Annotated in this window: 18 protein-coding genes; 6 read left to right on the top strand and 12 right to left on the bottom strand. The window is 56.9% G+C overall.

Going from position 1 to position 20,393, the window contains the following annotated elements:
• Positions 1 to 51: 51 nt before the first annotated feature.
• Together ASC86_RS09935 and ASC86_RS09930 are read right to left on the bottom strand one after the other, a co-directional pair.
• The gene (locus tag ASC86_RS09935) at positions 52 to 369 is read right to left on the bottom strand and encodes a DUF736 family protein (RefSeq protein WP_056319933.1); all 318 of its coding nucleotides are present in this window, start codon (positions 367 to 369) and stop codon (positions 52 to 54) included.
• A gap of 934 nt (positions 370 to 1,303) precedes the next feature.
• Positions 1,304 to 3,223, bottom strand: a complete 1,920-nt coding sequence (locus tag ASC86_RS09930; protein WP_056319931.1) for a ParB/RepB/Spo0J family partition protein — start codon at positions 3,221 to 3,223, stop codon at positions 1,304 to 1,306.
• 578 nt (positions 3,224 to 3,801) lie between these two features.
• On the opposite strand from ASC86_RS09930, the gene vapB reads away from it, so the two are divergent.
• Together vapB and ASC86_RS09920 are read left to right on the top strand one after the other, a co-directional pair.
• On the top strand, positions 3,802 to 4,038 hold the full coding sequence (vapB, locus tag ASC86_RS09925; RefSeq protein WP_056319928.1) for a type II toxin-antitoxin system VapB family antitoxin: 237 nt from the start codon (positions 3,802 to 3,804) through the stop codon (positions 4,036 to 4,038).
• Positions 4,038 to 4,439, top strand: coding sequence for a type II toxin-antitoxin system VapC family toxin (locus tag ASC86_RS09920; protein WP_056319926.1), 402 nt, complete (start codon positions 4,038 to 4,040; stop codon positions 4,437 to 4,439). Before vapB ends, ASC86_RS09920 begins: the two co-directional genes overlap by 1 nt.
• Before the next feature lie 658 nt (positions 4,440 to 5,097).
• On the opposite strand, the gene ASC86_RS09915 is transcribed toward ASC86_RS09920, so the two are convergent.
• From ASC86_RS09915 to ASC86_RS09905, 3 genes are all read right to left on the bottom strand, one after another.
• Positions 5,098 to 5,946: a DUF932 domain-containing protein gene (locus ASC86_RS09915; protein WP_056319922.1), complete on the bottom strand. Its 849-nt coding sequence runs from the start codon at positions 5,944 to 5,946 to the stop codon at positions 5,098 to 5,100.
• A gap of 430 nt (positions 5,947 to 6,376) precedes the next feature.
• On the bottom strand, positions 6,377 to 6,694 hold the full coding sequence (locus tag ASC86_RS09910) for a single-stranded DNA-binding protein (protein ID WP_056319921.1): 318 nt from the start codon (positions 6,692 to 6,694) through the stop codon (positions 6,377 to 6,379).
• Between the two features lie 33 nt (positions 6,695 to 6,727).
• Positions 6,728 to 7,243, bottom strand: coding sequence for a hypothetical protein (locus ASC86_RS09905; RefSeq protein ID WP_082510020.1), 516 nt, complete (start codon positions 7,241 to 7,243; stop codon positions 6,728 to 6,730).
• Between the two features lie 47 nt (positions 7,244 to 7,290).
• On the opposite strand from ASC86_RS09905, the gene ASC86_RS09900 reads away from it, so the two are divergent.
• Together ASC86_RS09900 and ASC86_RS09895 are read left to right on the top strand one after the other, a co-directional pair.
• The gene (locus ASC86_RS09900) at positions 7,291 to 7,563 is read left to right on the top strand and encodes a helix-turn-helix transcriptional regulator (RefSeq protein WP_056319919.1); all 273 of its coding nucleotides are present in this window, start codon (positions 7,291 to 7,293) and stop codon (positions 7,561 to 7,563) included.
• A 167-nt stretch (positions 7,564 to 7,730) separates the two neighbouring features.
• Positions 7,731 to 8,090 (top strand): hypothetical protein, encoded by a 360-nt coding sequence (locus ASC86_RS09895; protein ID WP_112840516.1) that lies wholly within the window; start codon positions 7,731 to 7,733, stop codon positions 8,088 to 8,090.
• A gap of 131 nt (positions 8,091 to 8,221) precedes the next feature.
• On the opposite strand, the gene ASC86_RS09890 is transcribed toward ASC86_RS09895, so the two are convergent.
• The 3 genes from ASC86_RS09890 to ASC86_RS09880 all read right to left on the bottom strand — a co-directional run bounded on the left by ASC86_RS09890 (position 8,222) and on the right by ASC86_RS09880 (position 10,139).
• Positions 8,222 to 9,364 carry a site-specific integrase gene (locus tag ASC86_RS09890; protein ID WP_056319912.1) on the bottom strand — a complete coding sequence of 381 codons (1,143 nt, stop codon included), beginning with the start codon at positions 9,362 to 9,364 and terminating at the stop codon, positions 8,222 to 8,224.
• A 107-nt stretch (positions 9,365 to 9,471) separates the two neighbouring features.
• Positions 9,472 to 9,849, bottom strand: a complete 378-nt coding sequence (locus ASC86_RS09885) for a type II toxin-antitoxin system VapC family toxin (RefSeq protein WP_056319910.1) — start codon at positions 9,847 to 9,849, stop codon at positions 9,472 to 9,474.
• Positions 9,846 to 10,139 carry a type II toxin-antitoxin system prevent-host-death family antitoxin gene (locus ASC86_RS09880; RefSeq protein WP_056319908.1) on the bottom strand — a complete coding sequence of 98 codons (294 nt, stop codon included), beginning with the start codon at positions 10,137 to 10,139 and terminating at the stop codon, positions 9,846 to 9,848. Before ASC86_RS09880 ends, ASC86_RS09885 begins: the two co-directional genes overlap by 4 nt.
• Before the next feature lie 179 nt (positions 10,140 to 10,318).
• Here ASC86_RS09880 and ASC86_RS09875 point away from each other — a divergent pair, with 179 nt between their 5' ends.
• Positions 10,319 to 11,458, top strand: coding sequence for an RHE_PE00001 family protein (locus tag ASC86_RS09875; protein WP_056319905.1), 1,140 nt, complete (start codon positions 10,319 to 10,321; stop codon positions 11,456 to 11,458).
• 37 nt (positions 11,459 to 11,495) lie between these two features.
• Here ASC86_RS09875 and ASC86_RS09870 read toward each other — a convergent pair whose 3' ends face one another.
• The 3 genes from ASC86_RS09870 to ASC86_RS09860 form a co-directional block, all read right to left on the bottom strand.
• Positions 11,496 to 13,301, bottom strand: a complete 1,806-nt coding sequence (locus tag ASC86_RS09870) for an ATP-dependent helicase (protein WP_200943796.1) — start codon at positions 13,299 to 13,301, stop codon at positions 11,496 to 11,498.
• Positions 13,301 to 15,436 carry an AAA family ATPase gene (locus ASC86_RS09865; RefSeq protein ID WP_056320110.1) on the bottom strand — a complete coding sequence of 712 codons (2,136 nt, stop codon included), beginning with the start codon at positions 15,434 to 15,436 and terminating at the stop codon, positions 13,301 to 13,303. The genes ASC86_RS09870 and ASC86_RS09865 overlap by 1 nt, the downstream gene beginning before the upstream one ends.
• A gap of 104 nt (positions 15,437 to 15,540) precedes the next feature.
• A complete protein-coding gene (locus ASC86_RS09860) occupies positions 15,541 to 16,329 on the bottom strand; it encodes a hypothetical protein (RefSeq protein WP_056319903.1) in 789 nt (262 codons plus the stop codon).
• A gap of 103 nt (positions 16,330 to 16,432) precedes the next feature.
• On the opposite strand from ASC86_RS09860, the gene ASC86_RS09855 reads away from it, so the two are divergent.
• On the top strand, positions 16,433 to 17,920 hold the full coding sequence (locus ASC86_RS09855; RefSeq protein WP_056319900.1) for a DUF6035 family protein: 1,488 nt from the start codon (positions 16,433 to 16,435) through the stop codon (positions 17,918 to 17,920).
• A 5-nt stretch (positions 17,921 to 17,925) separates the two neighbouring features.
• Here ASC86_RS09855 and ASC86_RS09850 read toward each other — a convergent pair whose 3' ends face one another.
• On the bottom strand, positions 17,926 to 20,226 hold the full coding sequence (locus tag ASC86_RS09850) for a hypothetical protein (protein WP_056319898.1): 2,301 nt from the start codon (positions 20,224 to 20,226) through the stop codon (positions 17,926 to 17,928).
• Positions 20,227 to 20,393 lie beyond the last annotated feature (167 nt).

The raw sequence follows: 20,393 nt of genomic DNA, 5'->3' as shown, positions 1-20,393 counted from the left end.
CTCAGGCGATCGTTCAGGTACGGCCCCGCACAGGGGCCGCACCTCGTTCGCTCAGTCCCAGGGGATGACGGCCATCAGATCATCGTCGTCCTGACCGGGGAAGCGCCCGAGATTGGCATTGAGGCGCCCGTATCCGGTATTGACCGAGAGCGTGTAGTAGTCACCGCCGGTCTGATTGGTCTTCTTCCAGATGCCGCCGATTTCCACGGAGCGGCCCCTCGGGGTTCGCGCGAGCAGTCGGTAAACGGGCGCCTTCGGGTTGGTGCTGCTGATTTTTTCGCCGGCCAGATCGATGTCATAAGCCATGGAGGCGATGTTGCCCGAGAGGCCGGTTTCGTTGAAGCGGATGAAGTTTACGAGGTCGGACATTGCTGTATCTCCTTTGTTAGCGTTGCCGATGGACACGACAAAAGGACGGGAGCAGGAGCGTCCGCACCCGGAGGGGCGCACCACCTAAGAGCGGATCGATTTTGCTGCGCGAGGAGATCCATGGGATCGGGGAAAATCGTTCCGGTCGAGGGTTGCGGGCGTGACGACCGGCCTTAGTGATCCATCTGAAGGCATCGCAAACAAAAGGCGATCAGCGCAGGGGTTTCGGCTTTAATACTTATCCGTTTCACCGCAACCGGCATCGAGAGCCCCAAACACCCAGACGCAGTCCAGCTTAAACCGACCTGGCGCAGAGACGTAAATTAGCAGGAGGGGCACAGGCATCTTCGCGACGACATCCCTTACAAGACCCCGAAGCGATGTCCGAATAATATTCGAAGGCATCCGGGAGACGACCAATCCGCAGTGAGTGCGCCCTTCGAAACATCAAGACCGGCTTCACCTCTATCCATCCTCGGTGGCCTCCCCTGTCAAGATCGCTGGTTTCAAAAGGAACAACGGACTGCGCTGGCGTTTCGCGGCTGCGCGAGGCTGGCTGGCACGATCACCCGCAGCCGAGCTGCAGGATTGTTCCTTGGTCAGTAAGTGGAAAATCAATCGCGGGCGGTTCAACAACAAGGCACATCCTTCGGCCCCACCACGGTTTTCCTATCAGCGCGCCTCATGCAGCCGATCGTTACCGGAAATATGGCCTAGCGCGAGACACGCGCTCTGGTGCCTGCACCTATCGGCAGGCTGCGCGGATCCTGCCTTGCGAAGCAAAGCGCGGGCCGGGGTTCGATGCCCTGGCCCGCGCTCGCGGGCGATAAATGTCTAGGGTAGGCGCAAATATCTCGTCTAACATTGGGTGGCTCTCCTAATTAGGGAACGGCCGCGCAGGGGAAGCGCGACCGGATGGATTGCAACGGCGGAGTTATTCCGCTGCCATCGGAAGGGACTGGGCCTCGTCGCCCTTGATCTCGACGTTTGCCTCCGCGCTGGGGTCGGCTGCAATACGGATCGGAGCCGGGAGCCAGCCGGTTCCCACAACCAGCCTGTCCGCGATCAGCACGGCCTCTGTCTTCTTACCCGCTGCCTTCACGGATAGGCTTGCGTCTTCGCCCTTGGCTTCCGCCACAGCGAGAGCAATGCTTTGCCGATTGATGTGATTAAAATAGCTGTCGGCGGTCGTCTCGAACCAATCCGTCATCCGCACATTGAGCGCACGACCAAGCTGGTTTGCCTGCTCGATACCAGATCGGCGGTCAGTGAACTTCTTCTCCACAGCGTTGACGGAGTGGGCTGCCGCATAGGCCAGCAGGAGCAGCAGTTCTTCGCGGCTCTGTGCAAGGCACCACTCGAACAGGTCGGCAGGGTTTCCGGGGATTTTATGCCCGTAATTTTCCTGTACGCTCTCGAACTCGGTAACCGCCTTGCACCTCTCTGGCGATTTCATCGACCCTTCGACTCGCTCATATGTCAGGGACACTTGCAGGGCGCTTTGCTCTGACACATAGCCGGTGTAAGCAACACGCAGCAGCATAGCGTGAACGACGGCGGCAAGCGCTACATCGGGATTGTGGACCAGTTCGACGCGAAACGCTGCGGTCTTCTGTGCCGTCAAATCCTCAATCAGGGTTGCCGGGTGGGTAAGTTTCGGGGTGTCATCCTTGGCTTTAACGCTTGCGGGGGCGTTCCCGTTTTCGCCGTCGTCCGCGTCTCCGGCCTCGTCCTCATTCCTGATGATGCCGATCGCCGCTTCGAGCTTGCCGTGATAGTTGACATACAGCACGATGCCGCTTCTCGCCTTGTCTTCGGCCGAATAGGTTTCCTTGCTTTCGGAAATCTCGTCCAGCCGCCGGTTGATCGCATCAACGCGCTCGAGTGCCCCCTCCTCCTCAGCCTCGTTGTTGATCGTTTCTGCCAATTCGTCATGTTCTTGGCAAAGCGCGTCGTATTCAGCTTGAACTTCGTCAGAAAGCTCGACCTCCACCGGATAGATACGCGGTACATTGAACATCCATTCCGGGCGTTCGGAAGTCGCTTCCACCCATTTCCAGTCTTGCTGACGATATGGCACCGTGGCTTCTTCCAGCTTCTCGGATACGAGCCTGTCGAGCAACGCGACATCAAGCGCATAACCTCCGCCATCCGCGTCAAACAGATCGCGGCGAATGGTTCCGCCTACCTCCTCATAGGCATCCAGCCCCCCGACGAATTTCACGCGCCGGTCCGTGCTGGCAACCTCGTCCGCCAACAGGTTGGATTTAATCCGGCTGGCGTGGCGATCCCATGTGGATAGGCCATCCCAGACCTGTTCCTGTCGCTCATGGTCGTCGGAAACCGTGAAGGCGGAAAGTTGCTCGAAGGTCATTTCCTCTTTGCGGTAACGGTCCAGCAACTTGGGTGAGACCTTCGCCAGCGCCAGACGGCGGCGCACGATGATTTCCGTGGTTCCAAACCGTGCGGCAATGTCGGGGATCGCCTTTCCCTGCTCCGCCAAGGCGCTGAACGCCTCGTAAGCGTCCACCGGGTGCATATCTTCGCGCATGACATTTTCCGTTAGACTGATCTCCGTGGCATCCTCGCTGTCGCGCACTTTGCACTCAACCGCGTGGTTCTTCTGAATTTCGCCTTGCTCCAACAGCAGCAACAATGCCCGTCTGCGGCGTTCGCCAGCCGTGACAAAGTACCTTCCCTTTTTGTCACCGGTCCGCACGACAAGGTTTTGCAGAACGCCGTTGACCTTGATCGATGCGGCAAGCGCTGCAATGCTTTCCGCGGAATAGGTCTTGCGGACGTTCTTCGGGTCTGCCTCAAGCTTGCTCAGTTCGATGATGATGGTCGTCGTCATGGTATGATCTCCTGATGTCCCGTTTCCTTTGGGTTTCGAACCCGCAGTGGGCGAAGCCTTCTTCCTTTGGTCCGAAGGACGTGCTCACACGTTCCTCGGAACGAAGGGAGGGGGCGTAAGCCCGCTCCCGGTAGGGCGGGGATCGGGTCATGGGTCGGACGGGGAGAAAAAACGGAAGGTTTGACGCCCTGGCGGTGAAAGCCGTTTTTTCTTCACGGCCGACAGCGCCCTAGCGCGCTTGCCCATTGGCGCGAGCACCGGCCTATCGTAAGAGCGGCATGTTACGGAGAAGATGCGCATACGCCTCTCGCGGATGCTCCTTCCAGATGTGAGCGCGGGTCGCGCTCTCAACTTCTCGCCCTTTTGCACGAGAACGCGCCGTGTAAGAGATCGTAACCCCGAATGGGCCGCACCCGTTTGGGGGTTCGGTCGAGCAGAACACGATGCGGCACAGTTGAGCCCGCCTCGTGCGTTATGCGCCAGCACAGCCAAAAACACATCGTCAGTGTGCACACGAGGGATGTACATTTGAACAATAAAAGGCCATTGTACATCCACGTACACACAAGGATGATGACATGCACACCACCAAAGCTTTCAAGAATGGAAATTCGCAGGCTGTGCGTATCCCCGCCGAACTGGCGTTTGAGCGGACCGATGTCGAGTTGGAAATCGAGCGCGTCGGCGACGAGCTTCGCATCCGTCCGGTGCATCGCTCCCTGGCCGGCGTTCTGAATGTATTCGCCCGCTTCTCTCCGGATTTTATGCGTGACGGAAGAGAGACCCATGAGCAAGACGAGCGGGATAAGATCTGATGGCGCGCTACATGCTCGATACGAACATGTGTATCTACCTGATGAAAAACCAGCCGGAACAGGTCGCCCGCCGCTTTGCCAGTTGCTATGTGGGAGACGTGGTCATGTCCGCCATCACCTTCGCCGAACTCGAGTATGGTGTATCCGCATCTGATGATCCCGCACGGGAACTTGATAATCTCGCAGCCCTGGCCGAACTGATCACGGTAGAACCGTTTGGGATTGCAGCAGCGCGTGCCTATGGTCCGGTTCGAATGGCGACAAGAGACCGGAAGAAAGATCATCTTGATAAACTGATCGCGTCGCATGCAATCGCCCTCAACACGGTGTTGGTGACCAACAACACGCGCGACTTCCTGGCGTATACCGGACTGAAGCTCGAAAACTGGCTGGACGCGTAACGCAGAGAAACCAATTAACCCGTCCCAGCGGCTATGCCGTGAGGGGCGGGCAGGGAGGGGGACCTTGCCGGCGTTCGTGCCGGTGCGAGTGCCAACGACCAAGGCACGATCAGCGAAAATGAAGAGTATCGGAGAAATCAGCATAGCGCCGCTCCCAGGCGGGATTTCGGGAATTCTCGACGCGCAGGGAGCGGGAAAAAGGCAGCCGCAGGAGCCTCAACATAGTGGCCCGAAGGGGAGGCGGGATCGACTGCCGCCGCACGCTTCGCACCGTTTGCATGGGGCAGAAACAAGAAAAACCCAAACGCCAAAAACGACCGTTTTCCACCAAGCTCCGGAAAACCCTACGGCGCTATGTGGGAGCGCGGGTTTCCTCCGCTTGGCTGCGCTCGCCTTTGCGGCTCGCTCCGGCCGCGGGCGCGCCGTCTGACGGCGCTGCGGCTGGAAAACGGTCCACAATACCGCAGAAGAACACCATAATGCTGGACTAGCCGCAGCGCGAAATCTTCGGGCAGGGGAGGGGAGAGCGAGGGGTGGGGCTTTGGGGCACCCCTCGAAGCTGACCCGCCGCGTCGATAGCGGCCGGGCAGCTAACACGGCGTCCAAAGGAGGGGAGGCAAAGCGCCGCCGTTACCGACGACGCCTTACTCGGGAAGGTTCAAGCCTTCAGCGCTGCCATCCGTTCGCCCAGAAGCCAAAGCGCCTTGTTCAACTTGATATCCTGATCGATGCCGTTGACGGCGCGGGACTTCACACGGCGCGGCCTGCCGAGATCGTCTCGGCCGACGCCGCGCAAACCGCCCTTGATGGAGTTTTCCTGAACGACGTTCCAAACCGTCCAAAGATCGTCAGTGCGGTCATCATGACGTCTGGGAAGAAGCAGCTGCTCGGATTTGATTGGCGTCTTCGTCTCGCCTTCACTGTCGCCAAACCGGAGCACATGGGCGGCATCGGCGAGAATATTGGATTCCTCCCTATTGAGCCGAAGGGTTGACCAGTCCTGTGGAGCAGCAAGCGTGCGTTCGGCCTCCCCCAGCACGCGGTAGGTGCCTTCGATAACCTTGTGCTGAACGTCGCCGGAATGGCGCACCTTGATGGCATCGATCGTGCCGGTCTGGGTGACCAGAGAATTGAGGCAGCGGACACGGAACAGACCGGCCATCAGTTCATAGGCACTGGTCCCGTCATTGGCGTTCTTCAGCAGGATTTCGCAGACGGTATCACCGACATTATAGACCTTGCCATCGTCGATCCGTCGCATGCGAATAAGATGCTTGGTAAAATCCGCCTTGCCCTCGATGCGGCTGTTCGATTGCTTGGCGCCGACCGGCACGAAACCCTCCTTCATGAGGCCGCGCAGAACCTCAATGGTCGGGATCGGCTTGAAACGTTCCGACCGGCTCTCATGGGCGCTGACGGCAAAGATGGACGGCGCGATCTGGCGCATCTCGGTCTCGGTCATGGCGCGGCCGGTATCGAAGCGGGCGGTCTGGGTGTAAATGCTCATGGGTCTGTCTCCTAAATTCCCGTTTCCCGAAGGGGAGCCCTGTCGGGCGAAGCCTCCCCGGTCTTTCCGGGGGAATGGCCTCTGACATTCCCCCGGACAGAGGGGGGAGGGCGATAGCCCGCCCCACGGCGGCAAACGGGACTGTCAAGTGGCGTGGCGCGGAAGGCGGGGCATCTTCTCGGGCCCGACCACAGGGCGGGCTGGTTCGGAAGATGACCCGACTTCACGGGCCGCTTGACCGGGCTGGGGGACGATGTCATGGGGCGCAAAAGACATGCGGCCCTTACGGGCCTCGATTTCGGGTGCCAAGCGACCGATTGGACAAGCGATCGTTACCGGCAACGGCGAAGACGGCGACAGGCGGCTTCGTGCCAACGGCATAGAGCGCGGCCGGCCGGAACGGCCGGTGGCCTAAAAGGCTCACATCAGCTCAAGCGGCTTTCTTGGCCACCAGGTTGAACAGCTGCGCAATGATATCGGTGGTGTAGACCTGTTCGCCGTCGCGCTCGTAGCTGGAATTGGATATCCGGGACTCGACATAGACGAGATCGCCCGAAACGACGTTCTGTGTGATCCACTCCACCTGCTTCTTGTCGAGAATGGTGACCTGAACCCAATCGGTGGCCGTTTTCTTTTCCCCGTCGGCCTGCCACTCACGGTTCGCGGCAATGTTGACCTTCAGCACATTTTTGAGTTCCACGAGGTTTCCAACGTGGCCGAGAATAGTATGACGATTAACGTGTCGCATCGATTTAAACCTTCCTTAACCGGAAAAATGCGTTTATTTGTGGAGTTCGAACCAATGCCGCTCGGTTTGACCTGAGGTTTCATTCTTGATGTCAAAGAAATAGGGCTCTGACTTGAGCGGTCGGGATATGGAGACCGTTTGTATGCAGCCTTGCTGTCGATCAGAGTTATAGAAGCCGTGCGTCCTGTCCTGGCACATGTTCACTGTCTTTACGCAGAGGTTCTGCTCTCTGCCAAAACCGTTCCGATCCTGCCGACTTCCCACCTGATATCCCTTCGGGCATGCAGCATAACGCTCAAAGCCGGGGGAGCCTGTGCCTGCTGCCGGGCAGGTTGGCCAATCGAAGCCGGGCTTCTTCATCGCCGAGATCAGCCGCTTCATTGGCGGATGGCAGGAGGCAACGCCCCGCCACGACGGATTGGACGACGCTGCGCACAGCAACACTTCGCAGCCCCATTCGCTCCCCGCTGCCGGAGCAGCGAACACAGTTGCCGATACAGACAGAAGAATTCCAATGACGACGTTCATTCGTTTGACTTTGACCAACATGGGCACCTCTCACATCACACAATGGACAATTAAATATAATTAATCCGATGGCAACGAGCAAGCGTAAGAAGACCGATACTGATCTGGGAACGATGATCCTGCGAAACATGGCGATGACCATGGAGCGCGAGAGGGAGAAGCGCGGCCTCAATAAAAAGGAAATGGCGAGCTTGTGCGAGATCACCTCGCCTTACTATCTGCAGATTCTCGACGGTTCCGCCAACCCGTCGCTGCAGGTCATCACGCGGATCAGCACAAATCTGAAGATCCCCTTGCAAGCGCTGATGATGGGGCAAAAAGCCGAAGTCAAAGTGGACTGATCGATCATTCTGCCTTGCGATCTTAAGAAACTATAATTACTCCTTCCATCTGTCCGCTTCGGATGCGGTTCATCCGGACAATGATGGGAGTGACCGTGGCCTCAAAGCACCCGCTTATCGCCGTCCTACTGCTGGCGACAACAACCGCAAGCGCCGCGGATAATCCCATGTGGCGCAGCGGCTTGCTATGGACATGCACGTTCTCGTCGGCCATTCGCTGTGAACGATCGACCGACTGCACCTCCCATCCGGATCACGGTACGATAAACCTGAACTACCAAGAAAACAGTCTTGTCGATCAAACGGGGCGAAGCCATCCCATCAAGCGTCACTATGTCCAGACGGTCGCGGGCAGTCCGATCGGCAGCGAAGTGAAAATCGAACTGGCGACAAACGAAGTAGTCTGGCTTTCGGCCGCCGACGGGGGAGGGACCTTTTCCGACAACTGGACCGGGGCCATGGTTTCGCCGGGGGTCGGTGTGATCGTGCAGGAGCTACGGCCATTGATCTGCGCGCCAGAAAAGTGACGGCCAAGTCTAAGCTGGTGGTGGCGCAGCGTCTTTCGCACCGAAGTCTAGGTTTTTTACGACTATTAGGCTTGTCGTCATCCTGATCCAAGAGGCGGACAATTTAACATCACTGGATGTCTATGGCTCAGCTAGAGCATTCTCGCAGCGCGTCCCGTTCGCCGCGTGGCATTATTGTAATAGCTCGACGCCTGCTGTACCGACCGGTGTCGCGACTGCTCCATCGCCTCGGGGAGGGGAATGCCGCGGTTTGCCGCCTCGGTTAGATATCCCGAGCGCAGCCCATGTGCAGAAAACTCCGATGCTTCCAGCCCGGCCATGGCAGCCCGCTGTTTGACAATATCGTTGATCGCTTTCGGATCGATAGCGCGCTTCGAAACGTTGCCCCAGCGATCGATCGCCCGAAACACAGTGCCGCTCTCAATTCTCGCGGCAACAAGCCAGGCATTGAGCGCATCAACCGGCCTGCCGGTCAGATAGACGACCTCATCATCCTGGGCACCGCTGGTTTTGGTTCTGCCGAGATGGATCGACAGAGAGGGGAGCGAAGATCCGCCTTCGGCAGTCACCGGAGCCTCAATGGTCAATTGCTCCCTGCGCAGACCGGCGATCTCGCTGCGGCGTCTACCTCCAGAGGCAAAACCGACCATGAGAATGGCCCGGTCGCGGAGATCGCGAAGATTTTCGCTGGCACATGTAGCGAGCAGTTTGGCCAGCACATCCCCGGTTACGGCTTTGGCACTCTTGCGCTTGCGTGGTCTCGGTGTTGCGCGTACGGCCAGCCGGATTGCCGATTTCAGAGCAGGCGAGGAGAAGGAACCGGCCAGCCCACGCCATTTCGTCAACGTCGACCAGGTGGCCAGACGCCGGCGTACTGTATCGGGCGCGTGTGGTCCGGTAGTGCGGAGAAACCCTTGGTCACGCAGGCTCTCCTCGACTCCGGCCGGCATGCCGTGGTCAGGATCAGCGTCCCGCTGTCGTGGCTGCCACAGGTGATGGGCGACGAATTTCAGGAGCAGCGCTTCAGGCGCCGGCCAGGGGAGAGAGTTTTTCGTCGTGGCGAGCGACCATGCCTGTAGGTAAGCAAGGTCAGAAGTCAGAGCGCGCAGCGTGTTTTCGCCCATACCCTCATTCACGAGATGGCGAAGCGTCTCGACATCCTGGTCGGTCAATAGCTCCGCAAGCTCATCGCGCCGCTCGAGCGGCAGAACGGCTGCGATGGTGTCCAACGTTTCGGTGCGTTTTTCGATCGAACGTGGCGACGATCTGGTCATTTCGGCAGTCCGTTCTCGTCATAAAATTCTTTGTGGTTCGAAGTCTGGTCACTATTCGCAGGTGTTCCCACGGCCATCTCAATCAATATCTCCAACGCTGTTGCCCTTCACCAGACCCTTTCGTGCAGAATCGCGTCGAACGCCAGATCGGTCGAGATGAAGGTGCAATGCTCCAGCCGCACCTGGGCCGCAAGAATGCGGTCCCACGGATCGCGGTGATCCCAATCGAACGCGGCTGCGAGCTCGGCATGCAGATCCGAGATGGCAAGGGTCTGCAGTCCGCTGGCTGTGACGGCTGCTCGCAGTTCCTGCGGCTTGAGGTCGAGCTTGTTCAGGCGCATCTTATTGTCCAGCTCATAGAACGACACTGCGCTGACGAGGACACTGTTGGCCTTGTCCTCGATCAACGTTCGTGCCCTCGTGGAGAGCCGATCGCTGCCGATGGTCCACCAGTAGATTGCATGGCTGTCGAGTAGGATCTTCATTGCGTGCTGTCGCTGTCGCCGGGTTTGCCTTGCCAGATGCCGGTGTCGTCATTCCAATCGCCGGCGTCGATCGCGGCCTGTTCTGCGTCGGTCGTGTCGAACAGGTCGTCGGGCAGGCCACGCTGGCGCAAGAGGCCGAAAGGGCGCTTGCCGCCGTCGGCCGCAGGGCCGATACGAGCATAAACCTCGTTGCCGCGCATGATGACGATTTCCTCGCCCTGGTTGGCGCGTTCGAGGACTTCTGCGAAATTCTTGCGGGCTTCGCTGATCTTGTAGCTAGTCTGGGGCATCGTAAGCTCCGAATTTGGCCGTGAAGTGCACCGTATCACCAGTTTCAGGTGCGTACAAGCCGCGCGTACATATACCTTCCGATAAGCATCACTTATCGATGGTTAGAGGGTCAACAGCCAGTCATACCATGTAGCGAACTGCAATATTCATATGGAGTTCTTTTAGCAAATCATTTACCATGCTTTCAATGGCTTACGATCTCGCGAAAATCAGCATGACAGCCCTGATGCGGCCGGCTTTCGACGCCGGTCTCGCCCTGACGCGTCTCGACGAGCGTATCGCCCGGTCACCGGTCGGGCAGGGCTTTATCGAGCGCAGCCAATTCACCGATGCCTGTGCCTCGCTGTGGATCGACGGCGAACTCGTCCATCTCGAAGACCTTGTCCTCCACGACCATACCCGCGATATTCGCACACCCACCCACGAGCTGACCATCGCCCGCGACGTCCTGCGCACTCGTCGGCGGATCGCCGGCCAATCCCCGGATTGGGCGCTCTCTGCCGAGGGCATCCGCTCGCTGAGGAAAGCCTCGGAGATCGGGTCGGGCGGCGGGGACGAGGCGACGACGGCCGGAGTTATGAGGCCGGCGGTTGCGATCGATCCGGAAGGGCAGGGGGAAGATGTCGACGACATCGAGAATCTCCCCGGTGTCGATTACGCCGCCATCGATGCGGTTCTGGCCCGATCGGAAGCGGCGATCGAGAACGCAACACGGCCCGACCGTGGCGGCGCGGCGGAAAAGGATCCGTTGGTCTATGATCTTGACTGGGACGAGGGTGCCCGGCTCGAGGAATGGCGCGCTGTGTTGCGGCAGGCCGAAAACTTACCGGCGGTGCTGCAGGCGATCGTCGCCCTCGATGCCTGGAACGAGCTGGCCGTCCTGCAGCATGCACCCTGGCTTGGCCGGCTACTGGCCGCCTCGATCCTGCGCCAGGCCGGCGTTACCACCGGCACCCATCTGGCCGCTATCAACCTTGGCCTAAAAACCATTCCCGTCGATCGCCGACGGCATCGCGACCGGGAGACCCGGCTGCTTGCCATCGCCCATGGCCTGCTTGCGGCCGCGGAGACCGGACTCAAGGAGCATGACAGGCTGGCGCTGGCTCGAACACTGATGGAGCGAAAGCTGGAGGGGCGCCGGACATCTTCAAAACTGCCGGAACTGGTTGAGTTGGTGATGGCCAAGCCGTTGGTGTCGGCCGGGATGGTGGCCAAGACTCTGGAAGTCACGCCGCAGGCGGCGCGGCGGATTGTTTTGGAGCTGGGCCTGCGCGAGATGACCGGGAGGGGGAGGTTTCGGGCATGGGGGGTGTTGTGATGGAGGCGCGACCTTGTTCAAGCCAGACTACCTTTGGCTAGCCGGGACCATCTATAAGATCATAAGCAAAGCCGTGCTCAGCAAGTACCTGAGTGGTTTCATAAGGCACGCCAATCCCGCTGATCCGGCCGGTTTCAGCGATAAGGTGCAGGTTTTTTCGGGGGCGAGAGGCAACAACATAGAGCAGTTTGCTGGCGCTCTCTGCCGCGTTCGGTTCTGAGAAGTGCGGAACCATTCCCTCAAGCAAAGCGAAGGCAATCACTGTATCGAACTCTGCTCCCTTCACGCCGTGAATCGTCGAAACCGTTATGCCAGCTCGGGTGGCGAACACACGTCTGAACATGGCAATGCTCGATACGCCTTGAACGCCGGCATTCTCCAGTCGTTGGATTTGAACCCGGGACCGTTCGAAAAAGGCGACGTGGTGCTCCTGGAGTGGTGGGAAAAGATCGATCTCAATGTCGAGTACGAACAGCAGTTCCGCGAAGAACAACTCCAGATACTCCAGCCCATCTTCCACAGCGATCTCGATGCTATTGCAATGGCGCAGCAGATCACGCGGCGAGATTTTTGAAACGTCGACACCCGCGGATCTGAGGTGATCCAAAATCTCTTTGGCCCATCGTGTGCGTCGGACGAAGAGCTGAGGATCTGGACGGGTCAGGGCGAGACGTGAAATCCTGAACCAGATGTTGTCTTGGTCACGAGAGAAAGGGGCCATGCCGGGGCCATCGAAGCTATACTCTGGAAGCGCTGCAACCAGGCGCCTCGTGACGGCAGCGAGCTGGATCCACTGCGGTCCAACCACGCAGATTTCGTGAGGGGGAATGCCAAGCGTCTCGATATTGTAGCGGATGAGCCGGACGATTTCGTCGTCCAGCTCCTGCTGATTGATTTCCTGATTGAACGAGACCACGCTCGGATATTCTTTGTCAGGACCGACAGCTTCGATGACCGCTGGGACGACGCAATAATTGGAAAAGTAGTCGACGATCCTGTCCGAGGAGCGGTAGTTGCTCAAAAGGCTTTTGTCGGCAAGTGCAATGCCTGCCAGAGCGGCGAAGTCCAAGCGGCCCATGGCGAAGCCGCCTAGCGATCCGTAGATGGCCTGATTAGGATCGCCAACGATGAACGTCTCTGTATTCCCAGCCGAGGCGCTGAGTATCGCAGCGACGATCGCGTACTGGATTTCCTTTGTATCCTGATACTCGTCTATCAGGATGTATCTGAACAGCTTGCCGAGCAGGATGGGAATAGAGGGTTGGGCGACGATGAGGTCATAAGCGCACCCTAAAATCATCTCAAAATCAATCAGCCGGTTCTCTTCCAAATGGTGCCAGTATCCGTTCAACACGGAAAGCGCAGCCAGGCGCCTGTTCGGGTTCGCATTTTCCAGCTGACACCCGGCTGTCGAGTAATAATATCTGCAATCGAGTGCTCGAACTTGATACGGTGACTGATGGCATAGTTGGTCCAGAACTGCTTCGGTTTCATGCTGGTCCACCACGCGAAATCCGTTTTGCAGTTTTTCGTGATAGACGGAGTAAGGCCGCAAGATCCAGTCAAGACAAAACGAGTGGATTGTGCCGATCCAGAGCTGGTCCGTTCCCACGCCTAATCGCTCGATCCGCTCGGAGATTTCCTCGGCCGCGCGGTGTGTGTAGGTGATGGCAATCACCCAATGACGTTTGCTTTCGAGCTTGGATAACTCCAAAGCGATTTTATCGGTCAATGCTCTGGTCTTGCCGCTTCCGGGGCAGGCGGCAAGGTACACGCTTCCGTCGTGCTCAATGGCGTCAACCTGCTCTTCATTGAGGTCGCCGTCTTCCCAGACAAACACCATCAAGCGTACCCCAGAACGTCGATGATGACGTCTCCTGCCATTGCGACGATGATCGCTTCTCGAAGCGGTTCGATCTCCAAATCGCCGACACGGAATGCCTCGACTTGCGTACGCAACGCCAAAACCTGCGCCTCGGAAATAACGGCCGGATCCGTGTGGAATTTCAGCCGGTGCTCAATCATGTTCGCTAGCACTCGTCGGCTCAGTGGTTTGTGTGCGGTAAAAATCGCTTCAACCAGGTAGCTGGGGATTCGCGTTGTCCCTGTCACCACTTTAGCAACCTGAATTGCCAGCCAGCCCTTCTTGGCATAGCTCGCCATTGCGAGGATTCGCTTTCCGTAGATTGCCACATCGCCGGACCGCAGCTCCTCGGTCGCAGCAACAATGGTTGCGGCGTCGCTGTAGACGGAGTTGAGCACCGAAACTGTCAGCTCGACGTTCCCGGCTGCAACGAAATCGACTTCGAACGTGCGCGGCGCGTAGTGGACCGAAATCCAGTCGTTTCCATCCTTGAAGGCCGTCAGACGAGTGCGTCGTGCGACACCAGCTGCCTGCGAGCCAAGCGCCTTCTCTTTGGCACTCTTCAACGTATCAGGATCGTCCGGATGCGGGTCAGTGTTGAAAAAGGTGGCGTCCAGATCCGTCACGATTGCGCAACGTCGACGAATACGATCATCGTGAAACAAAACTGCGACGTTCTCGAAGCCAGTGCTGCGGATGTTGATCAGACTTATGCCCAGTTCGTCGAGGCTCACACCCAGCACCTCTTTCACCAGCACCGGCACGAGGATTTCTTCGGCGTCGCCCTCTACCAGGATCACGCTTTTCGCGAACAGTAGATTGCTGCGGACGGCGTCAAGATAGCGCTGAATGCTACGGATTTTTGGTGCTTCCAGGCCAGCACTCGGCTGGAACGCTTCGCAGCGCGAACCGCTCCGGCCCAAGATGTTGACATTCTCAATGTTGCTAACTTCGGAAATTTGGGTTGAGTGCGTGGAGTATATCACCTGGGTGTCGGGGTAATTCAATCTGTCGAAAAGGGTCTTCTGAATATGGGTGTGAATGTGGGCCTCGGGTTCTTCAATGACTAGGAAGTTCGCGCAGGCTTGCTTTGCTTTCTGATACTTGAACTCGAGAAGTTTGAGGCTGAGAAATATGAGGTTGGCGCCGCCGAGACTCAGCTCGTTGATGGCTCCCTCGTATTCATCATCGGTCTCGCCAACAAACAATTTTAGAGATTGGAAAAGCCGATCCGCTTCACCCGGGACAGCCGATCGCACTGCGAGGCTCGCTGGCGAGTAAGTTTCGCCGGCAGCATCCCGGATCGTTTGGCGGATGTCGGCCCGGATTTCTCCGACGTCGGGAATTGCTTCGATTTCACTATTCAGTTGGTTCACCCGATCAGTGATCGGCGCAAGCACCGCTGGATCCAGATCCCCGCTTTTGCTGCGGAGGAGCGTCAAAAGGGGATTTGTTCTCTGGCCTTGGAACTCACTGACTACGTCACGAAGGGCTTGGATGAAGGTGAAGCAAACCTCCTTGCTGACCGACATTATGCCTGGAACTCTTCCTCCGAGGGTCGCGGGATGAAGCTCTGCCGGAAACTGCACGGTCTCGAAATTTCCGACGAGTTCCTGGTACACGGCTGGATCAGAAAAGTCCGCGGTGCTTTTGCCGGTGAAGACGGTCTCGTAGTCGTCCAATGTGACCGCATTCAAGATCGCAGCCAAACCCGCATGATCGTCTTGATCGAGTTGCGCCAAACGCGTCCGGATCGCGGCATTCGGTCGGAAAATTAGATTGTAGGTTCCCCGAGCAATCGCTTCGTCTTCGATAACTCCGGTCCCATGCAGGAAAAGTGCTTGTACGGCTTCGTCCTGAGACACCTCCCCAAATTCTATGTTGATGATGATCCAATGACCGCGCCAGTTGCCGATCCCGCGATGAAAATCGCTTTCCTCCATGCGATAGGCCCAGCGAAGGAAATCGTCGTCCAGCATGAGACGCATCGCGCGGAACAGATTGGTCTTGCCCGATCCGTTTTCACCGATGACGGTGTTTATGCCTTTGTTGAAATGAAAACTTGCGCGCTCGAAGTTTCGATAGTTAACGAGCTGAACGCGCGAGATATGCATCGGGAACCCTTTGTGAATCGCCATAAGGCGTACGAATTTGATATGGACCGTGAAGAGCCGTTGCTTCCAATCTTTTTGGCCGCGTACCTTTGAAGGGTAGCGTGCTATACTGATCGCTTCAGGAGAAAGACGGCGATGCTGCACGCAACGCTGACAACGAGCTCAGCCTCGGCAGCACTTGCATCGCGCCCTTCCTGTACATGTCGACCATTTTGCGAAGCATATCCCCAGAGCTTGTGTAACGCCTCGCCCAACGGGGCCGTGAGGGCGAGGCCATTGATGAGCTGACCCAGGTTCATGTTTGGGGCGTTGGATAGGTCCCGAGCGACACATTCGAGCGCTGCCATAGAGTGCTGGATTGCGCCGGTGCGATCGGGTTCGGGTCGGCGTGAAATATCCTTTAAGGCTTCGCGGATCTCCCCTGCTGCCGTATATCTCCCACTCTTTGCAAAGGTGGCGACGGCCTCCTCGGTGGCAACCTTGAACGTTTGGCCGCCTCGAAAGACAATACCGTCCGGATGCTTCAGCTCCCACCCGATGCCTTTCTCACGAAATACGCGGTTTAGTTCGCTTCCAAATCGAGTTTGCTGATCAGGTCGGCGATCGAGAGACCGCCAGATGGCTTCGGCGACGTCATAAACTTTATACCAATCGCAGTGCTGGAGGAGCCCAAGAACCTCGTCCCAAATGTTCGGATATTCACTCCAATTCCTGGAATCCGGTACCTCCAAGAGGACGTTGCAAACGATGGACCGAATTTCGCTGGGCCTGAGGTCGCATTTTTCCGCGATGCTGGCGACCTGAAAACGGAGAAAGTCGGGTGCATCTTCCCGAATGGAAATGTCCGGCTCGGCTCCGCTGTAGCCGTGCCTATCTGAAAAGGATCGTTCCATTTCCCCTCCGCAACAACGCAATTCGACCAGTGGATTTGCTCATTTTGCGTTCGAAAATGCAACCGAATCTCCGTAGTCTCGCAGAGATTCCAAGTTGAAGGTCATGGCAGTGCAAGGAAACGTTACGTTCGATCCTCTCGCTTTCGCCGAGCCTGTGAAGGATCCCGAAATCAGCGAGCTCATCGATCTCGAAACTGGCGCTTTCGTCGATGTTGTCTCGTTCATCTCAGGGCGCCGATATGACCGCCTCATTTCCGAGAGGGTGTCGATTAGCGAAAGTCTCGCCAACGCGCCGAGGTATGGGTGCGCTCTGTGTGTGACTCCGGTCTATCTCGTAGCTTCACGAGAGAAACGCTTTTTTTTCCGGCACAGTCGCGAGGATGGGTCCTGTCCGTCCGTTACCAGATCTCTATTGAGCCGGGATGATATCAAAGCTCTGAAATATCGAGGCCAGCGGGAGAGCCTTGCCCATCGAGTGGTGAAGGAGCGGATCGTGCGAAGTCTATCCGCGGACCCGTCCAACGAAAAGATCCTGGTCGAAAAGCATTGGCGCTCCATACGAGATCCAGCAAGCCGACGGCAACCTGATGTCCAAGCCATCACCGTGCACGGGCGCGTTGCGTTCGAGGCACAACTTTCAACAACCTTTCTGGACGTCGTCGCTGGTCGGCGAACCTTCTACCGCGACGAAGGCGCACTGCTTGTTTGGATAATGGCCGAATTCGACCCTGATTACCGCCGGCTGACGACGGATGATTTGTTGTTTCCCAACAACTCGAACATCCTTGTGGTCGATGAGGAAACTACGGCTCTCTCTGAAAGCACCGGGACATTTTATCTTCGGGCGCATTTTCGCGTCCCGGAAATTGTTTCAGGCGCCATACAAGACCGATGGAAGTCAGAATTCATAGCCTTTCGGGACCTCACCGCCAATCTCGACACACAGACGGCATGGGCCTTTGACTACTCAGGCCAGTCGGAACAGCTGCTAAAGCAGGAGAAGGAAAGCGCTGAGAGGCGCGACGACGACTTGCGCCAACGGTTTTGTTCCCTTTGGATCGGGAGGAACCACCACACGCCTGGCGGCGTGTCGACCGAGGAAGCTTGGCGCAGTTTGATTGGAGAATTGTCGGCCCGGGGCGTAACGCCCCCGGCCAACGAGAGATATGATCGAGCAGTAACCGGTCTCATGAACGGAATTCTAAGCGCTCGCGAGAAAGAGCCGGTCGGCTGGGACTTCAAGCACCTCGTCGAGGTGGCACACCGAATATGTGACGGCTATCCCGAGCATGCGTTGGCGATGGGTTTCGCGCTTCGCATATACGGGTGCGAAGAATTGTTGGTGTCTCAAGACAAGAGCAAGAAGTGGGATAAGCGCGCCCGCTTATTGAAGGAGGCAATCCGCGCCGGTGATCAGCGCTATCTGCCTGATCAGGATACACTGCCATTTTTGAAATTTATGTTTCCCGAGGTGGTGAAAAGATCGAGCGATTCCTTGCCCCGCGGCTCGCCCAGTCGAACTTTTGAGGTCGATGTCGGCGCCATCGCAACGACGGAAAACCTACCCCAGAGGACAGAGATCATGCTCTGATGGGGTCAGTTTCTCATCGGTCGAAACGTGTCCGAAGCACCCGCCAGAGGTTCGTCAGCCCTACCGTGCACCTGTGCGGTGAACCTGTGCAAAGTTTTGGGGGGTAACGAGTGAAGAAATTCTCTTATTTCGGCGGAGAGCCCTCTGATGGAGCCGAGTTTCAAGGTGTAGATTTTTGTGTCTTTGCTTGGTGCGGCGTCGTAACCGCTAACATACAGGGTTTTCTGGCAGGCATCCCGGGCGAATCGCTTCATCTCACGCAAATCCACTGAGACTGCCCCTCTTTCAATCGAAACGCATGTCGAAAGAAAGATCATGTGCGCGGCCGGCCCATCGACGGAGTAAATCGACGAACCACCCGCCAGCATCTCCCTGAGCTTGAAGATCCCGACCTTGTTGAAAATGAAAGCAATGAGACGTTCCAATAAAGGCTCGCATTTTGATCGTCCAAGGTAGTCGGCGGATAGCGCGTAAGCTACGCCCACTCGGTTTACGGGAGTCGCCCTCGAAAAAGTGTTGAATATGAAGCTTTCGATCTCCTGCTGAGCTCTCCCATTCTTCATAAGGTACTGGTAATAGACGTACAGGCGGCCAGGCGTTGTATTGCCCTCCGCCAGTGTCTTCTCTTCCTGCTCGATCGCCGGGTCCCGCGCAGTTATCATGAGGACCTCTTGACTGATCGTGCCTTTGGCGTGTTCAAGCCCGGAGCGCATGTTCGAAACTGCCTCTGCTGGGCCTTCCGCAATGAACGACAGGATCTCGCTATTCATGTAGCGGAAGAAGGTAGTGTACATTTCGATGCTGAATTTTTCTCGACAGAAGAATTCTGCGACCAGGAACTCGACGTAGCTCTTGTGGGGGAAATAGTAGATCCGCGGCCCCTTCGTCCCAAGTACGGTGGGCTCGCCAACGTGCTCCACCACAGATCCGACGATGATCTCTCTGAGTGCTGCGTCGCTGCTGCGCGAATTTCGTATTGATTGCGGGACGAAATCAGCCGGCACTTCACTAGCTCTAAATCGGTTTTCCTTTTTCTCGGTTAGAAGCCACCACGCCAACCTCTGCATGAATATTGTACGGGGGTCGCTGTATCCAATGGATGAATCCCCCAGCTGATCAACAGTTAGCTTGCGGCTCGCCTTCGAATGCTCACGATGGACAAAACGGTAGATGAATTGAAAATAGAGATCATATCGGCTGAATTTGCCCTCCGGCGCTGCGGCACTGCTCATGATTGTCGTGAACATATTCAGCTGGACGGGCCTCGACAGAATGTCGAGCTCGTCTTCCAGCGCGCGGTCTTTGAATTGCCTTAGCCGGCTGATGTTTGGATCAGCGGCTTTCCGTGCGAGAAAGTTGTCGAGGTAAGTGGCTACTTGATCCCTGCGCGACAGGTCAACTTCCACTTTTCGAAGGCGGCGCAAATCACCGAGCACATTCGTTAAGATCGCGTCGATGACAGCATTCTCTTCCTCCGCCGAGAAGAAGGAGTCCGGTCTGCCAAGTATAATTGTTTTGGAATTGCCTTCGAAAAGAAGGGCCATATCCTCGAATATGAACTTGAAATCGTCGAGCGTCATGGCGTGACGCATCTCGTCGAAGCCGTCCAAGATCAGAAGGAAATATCCCTCACGGTTCATCTGAAGGAAGAGATTGTAGGAAAAGTTTTGGACGGCGGCGCCCCCATCGGCGCCGGTCAACGCTGAGCATATGACACCTTTGAGGTCTTGTTTGGTGAACAGGTCCCCAAGCGTCAGCCGGATTGGTATCCTATCGAATTCCCCCGATCGGTGCCGTTTGGTCATCAATTTGCAGAAATATAGGCTAAAACTGGTCTTCCCGACGCCGTATCCACCATAAGTCAGCAGGATATTCTCGTCTGATGCGAGCCAATCGAGAGCTGCTTGCTCCAAGCTCTTGTTTTGCCCTTTTACGTTGGTGTGGATCAAGTTCTTCGAGGAATCGTGATTGTGATAAGCCGCAATGTTGTCCTGAAGAACATAGCTAAAATTCATCAGTGTCGTGACAAACCGCTCAAATGAGACGTACGTCACATCACGCAATGCTGAGGTCGACCTTGATGGCTGTTGTGAAAGCTCCTTGTCCCCGATGATCAGTAAATTATCGATTTCACCGCTGTCGAGTGACGGCCTGTAGAGATTATAAATTTCCGCGATGTCAGAAGAGGCGAGACCTTTCTTCCAGTCTTTGCACTCAACGGCGATTTTCTTGGGAAAAAGCTGACTGCTTTCATCAATGAAGAAGACGTCTGCAGTGGTAACTGCGAGACCTTTTTCGAGCTCCACGTCAGCGTGGATGCATTTTAAGAGGCCAGCTACTTTATCTCGGAGAGAGGAGCCTGCGGGTTTCAGCTTTGAACCGCCCCGGCTTTGCCGGAGACCCCAACTCGTGAGAAGTAGGGTCTATGACAAGCAAAACGACGAACAAATTTTCTCCTGAAGTCCGCGTCCGC

Origin of the sequence: Rhizobium sp. Root1212 (genome assembly GCF_001424985.1) — a bacterium.
Classification (GTDB): Bacteria; Pseudomonadota; Alphaproteobacteria; order Rhizobiales; family Rhizobiaceae; genus Pararhizobium.
The sequence above is the reverse complement of the archived record's forward strand: the minus strand, read 5'-3'. Positions and strand labels throughout refer to the sequence as shown.

What these genes read in the sequence shown, in the direction of transcription:
- ASC86_RS09885 (WP_056319910.1), bottom strand. Translation starts at nt 9,849, where the DNA reads ATGAAGATCCTACTCGACAGCCATGCAATCTACTGGTGGACCATCGGC.
- ASC86_RS09880 (WP_056319908.1), bottom strand. Translation starts at nt 10,139, where the DNA reads ATGCCCCAGACTAGCTACAAGATCAGCGAAGCCCGCAAGAATTTCGCA.
- ASC86_RS09920 (WP_056319926.1), top strand. Translation starts at nt 4,038, where the DNA reads ATGGCGCGCTACATGCTCGATACGAACATGTGTATCTACCTGATGAAA.
- ASC86_RS09915 (WP_056319922.1), bottom strand. Translation starts at nt 5,946, where the DNA reads ATGAGCATTTACACCCAGACCGCCCGCTTCGATACCGGCCGCGCCATG.
- ASC86_RS09935 (WP_056319933.1), bottom strand. Translation starts at nt 369, where the DNA reads ATGTCCGACCTCGTAAACTTCATCCGCTTCAACGAAACCGGCCTCTCG.
- ASC86_RS09855 (WP_056319900.1), top strand. Translation starts at nt 16,433, where the DNA reads ATGGCAGTGCAAGGAAACGTTACGTTCGATCCTCTCGCTTTCGCCGAG.
- ASC86_RS09890 (WP_056319912.1), bottom strand. Translation starts at nt 9,364, where the DNA reads ATGACCAGATCGTCGCCACGTTCGATCGAAAAACGCACCGAAACGTTG.
- ASC86_RS09875 (WP_056319905.1), top strand. Translation starts at nt 10,319, where the DNA reads ATGCTTTCAATGGCTTACGATCTCGCGAAAATCAGCATGACAGCCCTG.
- ASC86_RS09930 (WP_056319931.1), bottom strand. Translation starts at nt 3,223, where the DNA reads ATGACGACGACCATCATCATCGAACTGAGCAAGCTTGAGGCAGACCCG.
- ASC86_RS09895 (WP_112840516.1), top strand. Translation starts at nt 7,731, where the DNA reads ATGTGGCGCAGCGGCTTGCTATGGACATGCACGTTCTCGTCGGCCATT.
- ASC86_RS09865 (WP_056320110.1), bottom strand. Translation starts at nt 15,436, where the DNA reads ATGCATATCTCGCGCGTTCAGCTCGTTAACTATCGAAACTTCGAGCGC.
- ASC86_RS09910 (WP_056319921.1), bottom strand. Translation starts at nt 6,694, where the DNA reads ATGCGACACGTTAATCGTCATACTATTCTCGGCCACGTTGGAAACCTC.
- ASC86_RS09900 (WP_056319919.1), top strand. Translation starts at nt 7,291, where the DNA reads ATGGCAACGAGCAAGCGTAAGAAGACCGATACTGATCTGGGAACGATG.
- ASC86_RS09905 (WP_082510020.1), bottom strand. Translation starts at nt 7,243, where the DNA reads ATGTTGGTCAAAGTCAAACGAATGAACGTCGTCATTGGAATTCTTCTG.
- ASC86_RS09870 (WP_200943796.1), bottom strand. Translation starts at nt 13,301, where the DNA reads ATGGTGTTTGTCTGGGAAGACGGCGACCTCAATGAAGAGCAGGTTGAC.
- ASC86_RS09860 (WP_056319903.1), bottom strand. Translation starts at nt 16,329, where the DNA reads ATGGAACGATCCTTTTCAGATAGGCACGGCTACAGCGGAGCCGAGCCG.
- vapB (WP_056319928.1), top strand. Translation starts at nt 3,802, where the DNA reads ATGCACACCACCAAAGCTTTCAAGAATGGAAATTCGCAGGCTGTGCGT.